Origin of the sequence: Martelella mediterranea DSM 17316, assembly GCF_002043005.1 — a bacterium.
GTDB classification, from domain to species: Bacteria; Pseudomonadota; Alphaproteobacteria; order Rhizobiales; family Rhizobiaceae; genus Martelella; species Martelella mediterranea.
Map to the genome: position 1 here is coordinate 2,658,476 of NZ_CP020330.1, position 15,279 is coordinate 2,673,754.

Annotated in this window: 13 protein-coding genes and 1 other RNA gene; 13 read left to right on the plus strand and 1 reads right to left on the minus strand. The window is 63.6% G+C overall.

The features are described from left to right. Nucleotides 1–21 precede the first annotated feature (21 nt). From rnpB to murC, 12 genes are all read left to right on the plus strand, one after another. Nucleotides 22–417, plus strand: an RNA gene (rnpB, locus tag Mame_RS12370) — RNase P RNA component class A. Between the two features lie 334 nt (nt 418–751). Beyond that, a complete protein-coding gene (gene mraZ / locus Mame_RS12375) occupies nt 752–1,189 on the plus strand; it encodes a division/cell wall cluster transcriptional repressor MraZ (protein WP_018063609.1) in 438 nt (145 codons plus the stop codon). A 17-nt stretch (nt 1,190–1,206) separates the two neighbouring features. Continuing rightward, nucleotides 1,207–2,226 (plus strand): 16S rRNA (cytosine(1402)-N(4))-methyltransferase RsmH, encoded by a 1,020-nt coding sequence (gene rsmH / locus Mame_RS12380; RefSeq protein ID WP_018063608.1) that lies wholly within the window; start codon nt 1,207–1,209, stop codon nt 2,224–2,226. After that, nucleotides 2,226–2,603: a cell division protein FtsL gene (gene ftsL, locus Mame_RS12385; protein ID WP_018063607.1), complete on the plus strand. Its 378-nt coding sequence runs from the start codon at nt 2,226–2,228 to the stop codon at nt 2,601–2,603. Before rsmH ends, ftsL begins: the two co-directional genes overlap by 1 nt. After that, nucleotides 2,600–4,369 (plus strand): peptidoglycan D,D-transpeptidase FtsI family protein, encoded by a 1,770-nt coding sequence (locus Mame_RS12390; protein WP_018063606.1) that lies wholly within the window; start codon nt 2,600–2,602, stop codon nt 4,367–4,369. The genes ftsL and Mame_RS12390 overlap by 4 nt, the downstream gene beginning before the upstream one ends. A 45-nt stretch (nt 4,370–4,414) precedes the next feature. After that, on the plus strand, nt 4,415–5,878 hold the full coding sequence (locus tag Mame_RS12395) for a UDP-N-acetylmuramoyl-L-alanyl-D-glutamate--2,6-diaminopimelate ligase (RefSeq protein WP_018063605.1): 1,464 nt from the start codon (nt 4,415–4,417) through the stop codon (nt 5,876–5,878). After that, complete coding sequence (locus tag Mame_RS12400) at nt 5,875–7,296, plus strand: UDP-N-acetylmuramoyl-tripeptide--D-alanyl-D-alanine ligase (RefSeq protein ID WP_026173263.1); 1,422 nt, start codon at nt 5,875–5,877, stop codon at nt 7,294–7,296. Before Mame_RS12395 ends, Mame_RS12400 begins: the two co-directional genes overlap by 4 nt. A gap of 128 nt (nt 7,297–7,424) precedes the next feature. Then, nucleotides 7,425–8,525 carry a phospho-N-acetylmuramoyl-pentapeptide-transferase gene (gene mraY / locus Mame_RS12405; protein ID WP_018063603.1) on the plus strand — a complete coding sequence of 367 codons (1,101 nt, stop codon included), beginning with the start codon at nt 7,425–7,427 and terminating at the stop codon, nt 8,523–8,525. A 4-nt stretch (nt 8,526–8,529) separates the two neighbouring features. Further along, a complete protein-coding gene (gene murD / locus Mame_RS12410) occupies nt 8,530–9,936 on the plus strand; it encodes a UDP-N-acetylmuramoyl-L-alanine--D-glutamate ligase (protein WP_018063602.1) in 1,407 nt (468 codons plus the stop codon). A 3-nt stretch (nt 9,937–9,939) separates the two neighbouring features. Continuing rightward, a complete protein-coding gene (ftsW, locus tag Mame_RS12415) occupies nt 9,940–11,100 on the plus strand; it encodes a putative lipid II flippase FtsW (protein ID WP_018063601.1) in 1,161 nt (386 codons plus the stop codon). 3 nt (nt 11,101–11,103) lie between these two features. Further along, the gene (murG, locus tag Mame_RS12420; protein ID WP_026173262.1) at nt 11,104–12,213 is read left to right on the plus strand and encodes an undecaprenyldiphospho-muramoylpentapeptide beta-N-acetylglucosaminyltransferase; all 1,110 of its coding nucleotides are present in this window, start codon (nt 11,104–11,106) and stop codon (nt 12,211–12,213) included. Beyond that, nucleotides 12,213–13,613, plus strand: coding sequence for a UDP-N-acetylmuramate--L-alanine ligase (gene murC, locus Mame_RS12425; protein WP_018063599.1), 1,401 nt, complete (start codon nt 12,213–12,215; stop codon nt 13,611–13,613). The genes murG and murC overlap by 1 nt, the downstream gene beginning before the upstream one ends. 43 nt (nt 13,614–13,656) lie before the next feature. Here the strand turns inward: murC and Mame_RS12430 are convergent, their stop codons facing one another. Continuing rightward, on the minus strand, nt 13,657–14,733 hold the full coding sequence (locus tag Mame_RS12430; protein WP_079920686.1) for an ISAs1 family transposase: 1,077 nt from the start codon (nt 14,731–14,733) through the stop codon (nt 13,657–13,659). Between the two features lie 221 nt (nt 14,734–14,954). Here Mame_RS12430 and Mame_RS12435 point away from each other — a divergent pair, with 221 nt between their 5' ends. After that, complete coding sequence (locus Mame_RS12435; RefSeq protein WP_155122101.1) at nt 14,955–15,179, plus strand: hypothetical protein; 225 nt, start codon at nt 14,955–14,957, stop codon at nt 15,177–15,179. Nucleotides 15,180–15,279: the final 100 nt, after the last annotated feature.

The window sequence follows — 15,279 nt, forward strand, 5'->3', positions numbered from 1 at the left end:
AAACGCACTAGAGAGGCCCGACCAGTTGGCCGGGCGGCCGCGCTTTGCCAATGCCGAAAGGCGGCAGGGTGAGGAAAGTCCGGGCTCCACGGAAACACGGTGCCGGAGAAAGTCCGGCGGGGGCGACCCCAGAGACAGTGCCACAGAAAGCAAACCGCCCGGCCTTGGCCGGGTAAGGGTGAAAGGGTGGGGCAAGAGCCCACCGCGCCGGCGGCAACGCATGGCGGCACGGTAAACCTCACCGGGAGCAAAACCGAATAGGGATGACGCGGCGCTTGACGCCAGCCTGTTTCCAGGCCGGTCATCCGGGTGGGTTGCGAGAGGCAGCGCGCAAGTGCTGTCCCAGATGAATGGCCGCCACGTTTTGCGGGCAACCGCAAAGCCATACAGAACCCGGCTTACAGGCCAACTGGTTATTTCCTTTTTTCATTCAAAAACGGGCGTTTGGGCGCGCCGTTTCGCACGCCGCGACGAAAGCTTTCGTTAAGGGCCGGCTGATAGAATCAGCCTTTCCGGAAGCGCTGTCGACACGGTTAATAACGGCTTATCCCATTGACGCCCAAATCTGCCCATGTTATCCCATTAAGCATAAATTCGCCTCCCGGTGCAGATGCGGCTTCCGGGCAGAGCGATGGCTTCAAGTGTTTGTATTTCATGCTGAGTTCGCCCGTCGGGCGGTTTGGTTTTCCAGGGTATTCCTTTGGGTTGGCGGTCTGCGAATGGCTGCTTGAGACGTCGGTAGTAGCGCGTAATGAACCGGTTTCTGTCCAACGCGACCAAGAAGGTCGACGCCAAGGGAAGGGTGTCGGTGCCTGCGGTGTTCCGCACGGTGCTGGCGGAGCGGAATATCACGGAGCTTTATTGCTTCCAGGATTTCGTCTTCCCGGCAATCAGCATCGGCGGCCCCGATTTGCTCGACCGTTTCGAGCGGCAGATCGACCAGGAGGACCCGTTCTCGGCGGAAGCAAACAGCATGTCGCTGCTGATCCATGGCGGCGGCGTGTTCGCGAAACTCGATGCCGAGGGGCGGTTGATGGTCACGGACTTCATCCGCGATTTCACCGGCATCGATACGGAGGTCACATTTGTGGGGCGGGCGGATCACTTCCAGCTTTGGGAGCCGCAGGCATTTCAGGAAGCGCAGGCGCAAGCGCGCAAGGCCCGTCTCGGCGGGCGGGCGGGCGCCTGATGAAACGGGGAAACGGAATGGCGGGGAATCCTGGCACAATCGATGCCGATGGCGGACCGGTTCGTCACATTCCGGTTATGCTTGCCGAGGTGCTGGCTCAATTGAAGCCGGCGCCCGGCAAGATCATTCTCGACGGCACGTTCGGCGCGGGCGGCTATTCCAGCGCGCTGCTGGAGGAGGGCGCCGAGGTCATCGGCCTCGACCGCGATCCAAATGCGATTGCCGCAGCCAGCGATCTTCTCGCACGCTACCCGCGCCTGTCTCTGCATCACGCCCGTTTCTCCACGCTCGATCGCTATGCCCCGGAAGGCGGGCTTGACGGCGTGGTTCTCGATATCGGCGTTTCCTCCATGCAGATCGACGAGGCCGAGCGCGGCTTCTCCTTCCAGAAAAACGGCCCGCTCGACATGCGTATGTCGGGCGAGGGCGTTTCCGCCGCCGATGTCGTCAATCGGGCGAAGGTCGGCGACCTGACGCGGATTTTCGGTATTCTGGGCGAGGAAAAGAACGCCGGCCGCATCGCCCGCGCAATCGAGAAGAAGCGCGCCGAAGAGCCGTTTGCGACCACCCGCGACCTTGCCGGTCTGATCGAGATCGTTACCCCGCGCCGCGCCAAGGACAAGATCCATCCGGCGACCCGCGTGTTTCAGGCGCTCCGCGTCTACGTGAATGATGAACTCGGCGAACTCGCCGGCGCGCTGCTGGCCGCCGAACGGGCTTTGAAGCCGAGCAGCGTGCTGGCGGTGGTTACCTTTCATTCGCTCGAGGACCGGATCGTCAAGCAGTTCATTTCGGCGCGCCTCGGCAAGGCTGGCGGTTCGCGCCACCTGCCGGAAGTCGCGCCGGCGCCCGCTCTTTTCGATCAGCCGGGCAAGGCCATGATTGCGGCGAGCGAGGCAGAGGCCGCGGAAAACCCGCGGGCGCGCTCGGCCAAGCTCCGCGCTGCGATCCGCACATCCGCGCCTGCGCCTGAAACCGGGCTCGATGCCTTCGGCCTTCCGTCCCTTGCCGATATTTCCCGCCTTGGAGGCGCCTGATGCTTCGTCCGCTCGATCTCATCCTTATTCTGGTCATGGTCGCGACCGCGACGGTCACCTACACGATCAAATACAGCGTCGAGGCGACCTATGACGAGGTTCGCGCGCTCGACGACCAGATCGCGCTGGAGCAGAACAATATCGATCTCCTGAAGGCCGACGAGGCGCTGCTGACGCAGCCCGCCCGCATGGCGCGGCTTGCCGAATTCTTCGCCGCCGAGCTCGACCTGCACCCGGCCGAACCGGAGCAGATCGCAACGCTCGACCAGCTTCCCCCCATCAAAGCCGAGCCCGTCGAAGAGGATCTGCCGCCGCTGATGGCTGGCGACGCCCCCGACGGCACGGATATCGTCATAACCGGATCGGTGACACCATGATCAAGCTCCCCGGCATCCTCAAACTGAAGCCCAAGCTGAAGCCCATGCTGAAGCCCAAGACGCGTCGTGCTGCGAAGGCCACGGAAGATGCAGCGCGGCCCGACGTGTTCCAGGGCACGGCCAAGAAACGGGTCAATCTTGCGCGCAGCCGCGTCGGCTTTGTCACCTTCGCCTTTGTCGCCGTCTATGCCGTGATCGGCGGGCGGCTGGTGCACTATTCGCTGGCCAAGGATGATGGCGCGGTTGCCCGCGCGGCGATGCCGCTGACGCTGGCGCGCCGCCCGGATATCGTCGACCGCAACGGCGCGGTGCTTGCGACCGATGTCCGGATGATGTCGCTTTATGCCGACCCCTCGATGATCACCAGCGCCGACGACGTTCTCGACGCGCTGCTGCCGATCTTCCCCGATCTCGATGCCAAGCGCGCCTACCGGCTGCTAAACTCCAAGGGCGAATTCGTCTGGCTGAAGCGCCAGATCACGCCCAAGCAGCAGAGCCAGGTTCTGGCCGCCGGCGTGCCCGGCGTCGGCTTCCGCCCGGAAGTGCATCGCTTCTATCCCGGCGGTCCGCAGGCGGCACATATTCTCGGCCTTGTCGATATCGACAATCGCGGCCTGTCCGGCATCGAGCGCTATATGGACAGGACCGACGGGATTTCCGGTCTGATGGGCCTCGGCCTCTCCGGCGCGATGGACCTGAAGCCGTTCGAGACCTCGATCGACCTGCGCGTCCAGAGCATCCTGCGCGACGTTCTGGTGGAAGGCGTCAACAAGTTCCACGCCATCGGCGCGACCGGAACCGTTCTCGACGTCAACACCGGCGAGATCATTGCGCTTGCATCGGTGCCCGATTTCGATCCGAACAACCCGCCGCCGGCGACCGATCCGCGCATGCTGAACGACGCGATCACCGGCGTCTACGAAATGGGCTCGACGTTCAAGGCTTTCACGCTGGCGATGGGGCTGGAATCCGGCAAGTTCAACATGAACAGCCTCGTGGACGCAAAGACGCCGCTGATCTTTGGCCGCTCGCGCATCCGCGACGACCATGCCCAGAACCGGATACTCACCTATCCGGAGGTCTTTACCTATTCCTCCAATATCGCCGCATCGCGCATCGCCGCCGCCGTCGGTCCCGATTACCAGCGCACCTTCCTGGAAAATCTCGGTCTGCTCGACAAGATGGACACCGAGATCGGCGGCGCGGGAACGCCCCAGCGGCCGCAGAAATGGGGCGGGGTCTTCTCCGCGACCGTCTCCTTCGGCCAGGGCGTGACCACGACCTCACTGCAGACGGCGGCCGCCGCGGCGGCGCTCGTCAATGGCGGCAAGCTTCTGACGCCGACCTTCCTGCCGCGCAGCCGGGAGGAGGCCGACCGGATCGCCAAGCACGTGGTTTCCAAGGAAACCAGCGACAAGATGCGTTATCTCCTGCGGCTGAACGGCACGGACGGCTCGGGGCGGAACGGCCAGGTGCCGGGCTATCGCGTTGGCGGCAAGACCGGCACGTCGGAGAAGATTATCGATGGGAAATATTCGAAAGATCGCAACTTCAACGCTTTTCTTGCCGCATTTCCCATGGACAACCCGCAATATGTCGTCCTCGTGACGATTGACGATGCCAAGAAGGTCGAGGGGGTCCCCGGTCGTACGGCCGCCTGGAACGCCGGGCCGATGAATGGCGAGATCATTCGCCGGACGGCGCCCATCCTCGGCGTTGATCCCGATTTCGGCGCGGAAGGGGCAGCCCTCCTCGCTTCCTACTGATGCCATGCCATCCGGCCCGCCGGGTGCAGAACAGAGACTGACACGATGAAACTGAGCGCTCTCGCCGGAACGGCCTTTCCCGAACTGAATGCGGCGCTTGCCGGCAGCTCCGGTGCGCTCGACATAACCTCCCTGACCGCCGACAGCCGCAAGGCCGAGCCCGGCGCGCTGTTCGTGGCGATTGCCGGCAGCAAGGCGGATGGCGCGGCCTTCATCGATGATGCCGCCCAGCGCGGCGCGGTCGCCGCCATCAGCGCTTCCCCGCACGAGGGTTCGCGCATACCGGTGCTGACCGTCGACAATCCGCGCGCCTTTCTGGCGATCGCCGCTGCCCGTTTCTACGACGCGCAGCCGGAAACCATGGTGGCCGTCACCGGCACGGCCGGCAAGACCTCCGTCGCCTCCTTCACCCGCCAGATCTGGGCCCAAGCCGGCCTTGCCGCCGCCATGATCGGCACCACCGGCGTGACCGCCCCCGGCCGCACCGAATATGGTTCGCTGACCACGCCCGATCCGGTGGCGCTTCACGCATTGCTTGCCGAGCTTGCCCGCGACGGCGTCACCCATGGCGCGATGGAAGCCTCCAGCCACGGGCTCGATCAGTACCGGCTCGACGGCGTTCGGCTTTCGGCCGGGGCGTTCACCAATCTCGGCCGCGACCACATGGATTATCATCCGACCGTAGAGCATTATTTCGCGGCCAAGATGCAGCTTTTCGAGCGGGTGCTGCCGACCGGTTCGCCGGCGGTGATCAACGCCGATGACGAATGGTCGGATCGCGCGATCGCAGCGGCGGAAGGTGCAGGCCAGCGCGTTCTCACCGTCGGCCGCAAGGGCAAATTTCTGGCGCTGAAGCGCGTCGAGCAGAAGCGCGACAGCCAGTTTGCCGAAATCCTGCACGACGGCACGATCCACGAGGTCCGGCTGCCGCTAGCGGGCGAGTTCCAGATCTCCAATGCACTGGTCGCCGCCGGTCTTGCGATTGCGACCGGCGTTGATGCCCGAACCGCGTTTCTGGCGCTGGAAAAGGTGGAGGGTGCTGCCGGCCGGCTTCAGCTTGCCGGCAAGGCCGAAAACGGCGCGCTCGCCTATATCGATTACGCCCACAAGCCCGATGCGCTGGAAAAGGTGCTCACCGCCGTGCGGCCGTTCACCACCGGCCGGGTCATCGTGGTCTTCGGCTGCGGCGGCGATCGCGATCGAGGCAAGCGCCCGATCATGGGCGAGATTGCCACCCGGCTTGCCGATATCGTGATCGTCACCGACGACAATCCGCGCTCCGAGGTTCCTGCGGAAATCCGCTCGGAAATCCTGGCTGCGGCCCCCGGCGCTAAAGAGATCGGCGACCGCGCCGAGGCGATCGCCCATGCCGTCGGCCTTTTGCAGACGGGTGATACACTGATCGTAGCCGGCAAGGGCCACGAGGAAGGGCAGACGGCGGGCGGCGTGACCCGCCCCTTCTCCGACCTTGCCGAAGTCAAGAAGGCATTGGAGGGCCACGCATCGTGAGTTTGCTTTGGACATCAGCCGAAATGGTCGAGGCCATGGACGGGCGTCCCGTGGGCGAACTGCCGGAAGGCGTTACGGGCATTTCCATTGACAGCCGCACGATCTCCCATGGCGAGGCATTTTTCGCCATCGCCGGCGACCGGGTGGATGGCCACAAATTCGCAGGCCTTGCCGCCAAGAACGGCGCGACGCTCCTGGTCGTCTCCGAGGCCAAGCTGCCGGCGCTAGGCCGGCTGACCTGCGGCATGATCGTCGTTGACGATGTGCTGGAGGCGATGGGCCGGCTGGCGATGGCCGCGAGGGCGCGCACGGACGCGCGCATCATCGCCGTCACCGGTTCGGTCGGCAAGACCAGCACGAAGGAAATGCTTGCCACCGGGCTGAAGGCCTCCGGTAAGGTTCATGCGGCCGTCGCCTCGTTCAACAACCACTGGGGCGTGCCGCTGACGCTTGCGCGCATGCCGGCCGATACCGAGTTCGGCGTGTTCGAGATCGGCATGAACCATTCCGGCGAGATCCGGCCGCTGACGAAAATGGTGCGCCCGCATGTGGCGGTGATCACCACGGTCGCGCCGGTCCATATCGGCAATTTTTCCGGCATCAAGGAAATCGTCGCCGCCAAGGCCGAAATTTTGGAAGGCCTGGAGCCTGAGGGCGCGGCGATCCTCAACCGCGACATTGATGCCTTCGATACGCTGGCGCGGGTCGCCCGGCGCTATGGTGCCCGCGTCGTTTCCTTTGGCGAGCATGCCAAGGCCGACTATCGGCTGCTCGAATACCGCACCGTCAGCGACAGGAAGAACGAGCGGGGCCATGTTCTGGCGGCGCTCGGGACCGAGGAGCCGACCGCCTTCAACCTCGGCCTGCCGGGCCAGCATATGGCCGAAAACGCGCTTGCCGCCCTTGCCGCGATCGCCGAGGCCGGCGGCGATGTCCATGCCGCGCTCGGCGCGTTCGAGACCGTCGAGCAGATGAAGGGCAGGGGGCGGCGTCAGCGTCTGCGCGCGCCGGACGGCGTCTTTACGCTGATCGATGAAAGCTATAATGCCAACCCGGCCTCGATGCGGGCGGCGCTCGAGCTTCTGGGCTCCGGCAACGAGCCCGGCCGGCGGATCGCGGTTCTCGGCGACATGCTTGAACTCGGCGATTACGCCCGCGAGGCGCATGAGGCGCTCGCCGGTCCGCTGGTCGCGGCCGGCGTGACCGATGTCTGGCTTGCCGGCGAGGAAATGCAGGCGCTCAGCGAGGCGCTGCCGGAAAGCATTGTTGTGGAATATCGCGACAACGCCGCCGAATTGGCTGAATTCGCCGTCGGCGCTGTCGCGGCCGGCGACACGATAATGCTAAAGTCGTCAAACGGAATGGGATTCGGCATCATCGTTCAGAAATTGACCGAGACCTATCCGGCGGAAGGGTAAACCGGGCGTAAACAATTTCGTGGCATACCGGTGTTCAACATGCTGCGAACAACGATAAATGACTGCGCCCGCCGTGGCCCGAAAGGGAATGATGGCGCGCGCTCTGCCTTCTCTGGAAAGGGGCGTTCATGCTGATTTGGCTCGTGGAGTTGTCGGACAGGTTCCAGTTTTTCAATCTGTTCCGCTACATCACATTCCGCTCCGGCGCCGCCGTATTCACCTCGGCACTGATCGTCTTCCTGTTCGGCCCGCGAATCATCGCCGCGCTGAGATTGCGCCAGGGCAAGGGCCAGCCGATCCGCGCGGATGGACCGCAGACCCATTTCAAGAAGGCCGGCACGCCCACCATGGGCGGGCTGATGATCCTGGCCGGCATCATCGGTTCCGCGCTGTTGTGGGCCGATCTTTCCAACGCCTATGTGGTGGCCACGCTGCTGGTGACGCTCGGCTTCGGCGCGATCGGCTTTTATGACGACTATCTCAAGGTCACCAAACAGTCCGACAAGGGGTTTTCCGGCCGCCGCCGCCTGTTCTTCGAATTCGTGATCGCCGGCGTCGCGGTTGCCTTCATGATGTATGCCGCCAATCTCGCCAGCATTGACGGCGCGACGCTCGGCTCGGCGCTCACCTTCCCCTTCTTCAAGGATTTCGTGATCGATCTCGGCTGGTTCTTCATCCCGTTCGGCGCTTTCGTGATCGTTGCCGCCGGCAATTCCGTCAACCTGACGGACGGGCTCGATGGCCTCGCCACGGTTCCGGTGATGATCGCCGCCGGCTCCTTCGCGCTGATCGCCTATGTCGTCGGCAACACCGTGTTCGCGACCTATCTCCAGATCAACTACGTGCCGGGCACCGGCGAACTCGTGGTGCTGCTCTCTGCAGTGATCGGGGCCTGTATGGGGTTCCTGTGGTTCAATGCGCCGCCGGCAGCGATCTTCATGGGCGACACCGGCTCGCTGGCGCTTGGCGGCCTGATCGGCTCGGTGGCGGTCGCCACCAAGCACGAGATCGTGATGGCGATCATCTGCGGCCTGTTCGTGCTGGAGGCGCTCTCCGTGATCATCCAGGTCGCCGTCTTCCGGCGCACCAAGCGGCGCGTGTTCCTGATGGCGCCGATCCATCACCATTTCGAAAAGCTCGGCTGGACCGAAAGCCAGGTGGTGATCCGCTTCTGGATCATCTCCTTCGGCCTCGCGCTGATCGGGCTTTCAACGCTGAAGCTCAGGTAGGTCGATGATCGCGGTCTCGCAATTCTCCGGCAAGAAGGTCGCGCTGTTCGGGCTTGGCGGTTCGGGCATGGCGACCGCGCTGGCGCTGATTGCCGGCGGCGCTCAGGTGACCGCCTTCGACGACAACGCCGAGAGCTGCCGCCTTGCCGCGGAAAAAGGCATTCCGATCGCCGATCTGCGGCATATGGACTGGAGCGGATTTGCCGCGCTCGTCCTTGCCCCGGGCGTGCCGCTGACGCATCCGAAACCGCATTGGGTGGTGGAGCTGGCAAGGACTGCTGACACCGAGATCATTGGCGATGTCGAGCTTCTGGCGCGCGAACGCCGCGCAACCTGCCCCGAGGCAAAGCTGATCGCGATCACCGGCACCAATGGCAAATCAACCACCACGGCACTGATCGGCCATATCCTGAAGGCGGCGGGGCGCGATGTCGAGGTCGGCGGCAATATCGGCCGCGCCGTCCTCGATCTCGCGCCACTCGCGCCAGGCCGCATCTATGTCGTCGAATGCTCGTCCTACCAGATCGACCTTGCGCCCACGCTCGACGCCGATGTCGGTCTGCTCCTGAACCTCACGCCGGACCATCTCGACCGCCATGGCGACATGACGCGCTATGCCGCGATCAAGGAGCGGCTGGTCGCCGGCGCGAAGCTTGCCGTGGTGGGCGCGGACGATGACTATTGCAGGGCGATAGCGGAGCTGCTTGAGAAGGCCGGACACGATGTCGTTTCGATTTCCTGCGATCGCGCCCATATCAGCCGGGGTCTCGCCTTCGATGGCGGGGCGATTGTCTCTTTAGAGAACGGGGCAGTGGTCGCGGACCTTTCCAATCACCCCGTTCTGCGCGGCGCGCATAACGGTCAGAACGCGGCTGCTGCTATTGCCGCCTGCCGGGCCGTCGGGCTGACCGACGCCGAAATCCGCGATGGACTTTCCAGCTTTCCGGGCCTTGCCCACCGCATGCAGCCGGTGGCGCGATTGGGCTCTGTGATTTTCGTCAACGATTCCAAGGCCACCAATGCCGAGGCATCGGCCCCGGCGCTGAAGACCTTCAGCGATATCCACTGGATCGCGGGCGGACGCCCCAAGGAAGGCGGCATCGCGTCGCTCGCGCCTTTCTTCCCGAAGATCGCCCGCGCCTATCTCATCGGCGAGGCGGCGGAGGCCTTTTCGGCCACGCTTGCGGGTGCTGCCGACACCGTGATTTGCGGCACGCTGGAAAACGCCGTCAAACAAGCGGCGGACGATGCGGCGAAAAGCAAGGCGGAGACGCCGGTGGTGCTGCTGTCGCCGGCCTGCGCCAGTTTCGACCAGTACCGGAATTTCGAAAAGCGCGGCGATGCCTTCGTCAGCGCCGTGATGGCGCTTGACGGCATCGAGCCGTTTACAGCAACCGGCAAGGAGGCCTGATCCATGGTCAGTCGCGTTCAGCGAGGCCCAATCGCAGACTGGTTCTGGACCATCGACCGATGGTTGCTGGCGGCCTTCATCGTGCTGATGGGCATCGGCTTCATGCTCTCCTTCGCCGCTTCGCCCGCCGTTGCCGAACGCCTCGGCTATGACAGCTTCCACTTCGTCACCCGCCACGCGATCTTTCTGGTGCCGTCGCTCGCGGTGATGATTTCGTTGTCCTTCTGTTCGCCGCGCATGATCCGCCGGCTTGCGGTGATCATCCTTATCGGCTCGCTGCTGGCGATGGTCGCGGCGCTGTTCATCGGCACCTCCAACAATGGCTCGCGCCGGTGGATCGTGCTGGCCGGCTTTTCGGTACAGCCCTCGGAGTTCCTGAAACCGGCCTTCGCGGTGGTCTGCGCATGGCTCTTCGCCGAGCATCAGCGCTATCCGGAAATACCGGGCAATCTGTTCGCCGGCATGCTGTTCATCGTTTCCGCGGTGCTGCTGATTGCCCAGCCCGACTTCGGCCAGACCGTGCTTCTCGGCATCGTCTGGGGCGGCATCTTCTTCATGGCCGGCATGTCCTGGATCTGGATCGCGGGCCTCGGCGGGGCCGGCGTCGCGGGCATTCTGGCGGCCTATACCTGGCTGCCGCACGTGACCTCGCGTATCGACCGGTTCCTGACCGGGGAGGGCGACAATCTTCAGGTGGAGCTTGCCGCCAAGGCGATCCAGAATGGCGGCCTCTTCGGCCTCGGGCCGGGCGAGGGGATCGTCAAGCGGCGGCTGCCGGACAGCCATACCGACTTCGTGTTCTCGGTCGCAGCCGAAGAATTCGGCATTCTGTTCTGCATGTTCATCGTCGCGATCTTCGCCTTCATCGTTCTGCGCGGCCTCAGCCACGCCTATCGCGAACGCGACGATTTCGCCCGCTTCGCGGTTGCCGGCCTCGTGCTGCAGATCGGCATGCAGTCGGTGATCAATATCGGCGTGGCGCTGCAGCTGATGCCGGCCAAGGGCATGACGCTGCCGCTGATTTCGGCCGGCGGCTCGTCCATGATCGCAACCTGCATCGGTGCGGGCTTCGTGCTGGCGCTGACCCGCCACCGCCCCGACAAGCGCGCGCGCCAGGACCATTTCTTCGAGCCGGGTCGACCGCGCGGCGTACCGGCGGAGTAGATGATGGACAATTATTGCTTCTTCCTGTCGGCCGGCGGAACCGGTGGACATCTGTTCCCGGCGGAATCGCTGGCGCATGAGTTGATCGCGCGCGGTCATACGGTGCATCTGATCACCGATCACCGCGCCGAGCGTTTTGCCGGCAGTTTTCCCGCCGACATCCATGTGGTGCCGTCCGCCACCATCGGCTCGAAAAACCCGGTCGCCATCATCAGGGCGGGCTGGAAACTCTTTTCCGGAACCCGCAAGGCGCGCGCGCTGTTTGCGCGCTACAAGCCGGCCGCCGTCATCGGCTTTGGCGGCTACCCCACGGTTCCGCCGCTGATGGCGGCAACCAGCGCTGGCATTCCGTCCATGGTGCACGAGGCCAATGCCGTGATGGGCCGCGCCAACCGCATGCTGGCGTCGCGGGTCAAGGCGATTGCCGGCGGCTTTCTGTCTAGCGACGACGCGACCTATGGCTCGAGAATTTTGGTGACCGGAAACCCGGTGCGCCAGAGCGTGATCGAAGCATCGCAGACGCCCTATCGCAAGCGCGGCGCTGCGGACCCGTTTCATCTCCTGGTTTTCGGCGGCTCGCAGGGCGCGCATTTCTTTGCGGACGCCGTGCCCGATGCGGTGGCAGCCCTTGACGATGAACTCCGCAAACGTCTTGTCATCACCCAGCAGGCACGGCCGGAGGATCTGGACGCGGTGCGCGAGCGTTTCGCCACGCTCGGCATCGACGCCAAGGTCGCGCCCTTCTTCGACAATATGCCGGAACTGATCGCCGATGCCGATCTGGTTGTGGCGCGCTCGGGCGCTTCGACGGTGACCGAACTGTCGGTTATTGGCAGACCCGGTGTTTTCGTGCCGCTGCCGCATGCGCTCGATCAGGATCAGGCGGCCAATGCCGCCCTCGTCGAGGCCAATGGCGGCGCTGAAGTCGTGCGCCAGTCGGAGCTGACGACCGAGCGCTTTGCGGAAATTCTGAAGGATGCGATCGCGCATCCCGAAAAACTTGAAACCGCCGCCGCCGCCGCGCGTGCGGCCGGCCGCCCGGATGCCACCCAAAGACTCGCCGATATGGCCGAGGCGCTGGCGCGCGGACAGAAAATTGAAGGAATTGACTGATGAGAATGCCTGAAGCGATCGGCGTGGTCCATTTTGTCGGGATCGGCGGCATCGGCATGAGCGGCATTGCCGAGGTGCTGAACAATCTCGGCTACAAGGTGCAGGGCTCGGATCAGGCCGAAAGCGCCAATGTTGCGCGCCTGCGCGAGAAGGGCATTTCCGTGTTCATCGGCCACAAGGCCGAAAACCTGGGCGACGCGGAGGTCGTGGTCGTCTCCTCCGCGATCAAACGCGCCAATCCCGAACTCACCGCCGCGCGCGAAAAACACCTGCCGGTGGTGCGCCGCGCCGAGATGCTGGCCGAGCTGATGCGCTTCCGCGACGCGATCGCGATCGGCGGCACCCATGGCAAGACCACGACCACCTCGATGGTGGCAACGCTGCTGGAGGCAGGCGGGCTCGATCCGACCGTCATCAATGGCGGCATCATCAACGCTTATGGCACCAATGCGCGCATGGGCGAGGGCGAGTGGATGGTGGTGGAAGCCGACGAATCCGACGGCACATTCCTGAAGCTTCCGGCCGAGATTGCGGTCGTCACCAATATCGATCCCGAACATCTCGATCATTACGGCACGTTTGACGGCGTGCGCGCGGCCTTCCGGCAGTTCGTCGAGAGCGTGCCGTTCTACGGCTGCGGCGTGATGTGCCTCGATCATCCCGAAGTGCAGACGCTGGTCGGCCAGATCGAGGATCGCCGGATCGTGACCTATGGCGAGAACCGTCAGGCCGATGTGCGCTTTTCCAATATCCGCAATGAGGGCACGCGCACGATCTTCGACGTTGATATCCGCCGCCGTCGTCGTCCCTCGGTGAAGCTTGAAAATCTCTCCCTGCCGATGCCGGGCCGCCACAATGTCTCGAACGCCACGGCGGCGATCGCGGTTGCCGACCGGCTGCATATTTCCGAGGCGGATATCCGCAAGGGGCTGGCCGCATTCGGCGGCGTCAAGCGCCGGTTCACGCTGGTGGGCGAGTGGAACGGCGCGCAGATTTTTGACGACTATGGCCATCACCCGGTCGAAATCCGCTCGGTGTTGAGAGCGGCGCGCGAGGCCTGTCAGGGCCGGATCATCGCCGTCCACCAGCCGCACCGCTATTCCCGCCTCGAAAGCCTGTTCGAGGACTTCACCAATTGCTTCAATGATGCCGATACCGTGTTCATCGCCCCGGTCTACGCCGCCGGCGAGGACCCGCGCCCGGGCTTCGATGCCGAAACGCTGGTCTCCGGCATGAAGTCCGCCGGCCATCGTGACGCGCATTACCTTGCCGACGAATCGGCGCTTGCGGGTGTCGTGGCGAAGATCGCCCGGCCCGGCGACTTCGTCGTCCTGCTCGGCGCCGGCAGCATCACCAACTGGGCGGCAAAGCTGCCGGGAGAGCTGGCGGCGGAGGCGTGATTCGGGGCGATTGCGGCTCACAATCTCCCCCCTTGAGGCAGGGCTATCGCATATGAGCGATCATTGAGATTAGGAAGGTATCGTCCCATCCGGCTTTTTTCATTTTGCGCCGGATGGACGCCTTGTCCGGGTGGTGTCGGATGATGTTGAGAGCGAGCTTGCGAAGGATCGAGAGGTTCCGGGGCCCGTGATCCTTTCGGTTTCTGGCGGCGTCTTCGCAGAAGGCGACGTCGAGCACCCAGTGCAGTTGGTTCTCGATCGTCCAGTGCGCTCTGGCGATGTCCAGAAAGGCGGTAGCGCTGACTGACCTGGACAGCAGGAAATGTCGGATGTGACGCGTTTGCCGGCCATCGGGCTCCACCCGGATGCTTTCAAGCCGTGCGATCGCCTTGACGCCGGGAAAATCCATTCCTTCCGCCTTGACGATGACGGCGCGTCGGGTTTCGGTTCTGTCATGGGCCTTGCCATCGGCCTTTTCGGCTCTGTCGGGGTTGCTTTCCTTTTCAAGCAGGGCGATCGCCCGGTTGAGAAGGCCCGGTTGGTTGCCCTTGAGTGCAAGCGCATAGTCGGCGCCGGTCTTGAGAATGGCAGAGGCCGTGTCTGCCCTGCAATGCAGCGCGTCAGCCGTCACGATGCAGCCATCCAGCGACAAGCATGAAAGAGCTTGCAGAACGCCTTTGACTTCACTGCGGCCCGGCGCGAGCTGCTGGCCGATGACCATGCGCTGGTCGGCGGCCCAGATGTTGACCAGATGCAGGGGCGAGGCCTTGTCGCCGCGTTTGTAGGCCCCGCGCACGGCCTTGCCGTCGATGGCGATGACGCCGCTGATGGATTTTGCGAAAGCCTGCGCGAAGCGTGCAAAGACCGTTTCGAAAGCCTCAGGGTCGATATGTCTGAAAACATTCGAGAAAACGTCGTGACTGGGAGTGCCGTAAGGCAGAGGCACGATCTCCTTCAAAAGCTTGTGCTTGGAGACGCCAAAGTCGGCCATGTCCTGACAGGTTTCGGCCCCGCACAGCACCGCGGCCAAGGCAATGAACAAAACGCTGTTCAGCGAATAGCGGACATTGGCCGCCCGAGGGTCCGGAACCGACCCGAAAAGAGACGCAAATCCGTCCATCCAACCCTCCACAACAGAAAGGCTGAAGATGAATCGATTTGCGTCAAATATTCAATAGCTTAAAAGCCATACGCGATTCCCCTGCCCTTGAGGGGGAGATGCCCCGACAGGGGCAGAGAGGGGTGAACCCTCTCGATAGGGTCGGAGCTTGCGGTTTTTAGGGCTTACGCCCTTTACCCCTCTCTGTCGCTTTCGCGACATCTCCCCCTCAAGGGGGGAGATTGGTGCTGAGAAATTTGAACGAGCCCGAAGGTCAGCAAAGCGGTTTTCGGCCGGTGATGCGCGATGGCTTTGCCGTCGAGTTGGGCTTGTGGGAGATTTGTGATCCGCTTGGTTGTTCTTTCTCCATCACACTGATGAATGGTATACCGCCCCCTTTTGCCGCGAAAAGCCAGGGCAAATGGTATATTGTCGACCAATTGACCAGCGCTGTCATCGCCCCTTAACCCGTTTCACCGCATCGATTTTTTTGCCCTGGTTAACCAAAGTAAACGGTTCATTAACCATCCTCGGTCACTAATGGCTTCATCACGCTTTCCTTAAAAA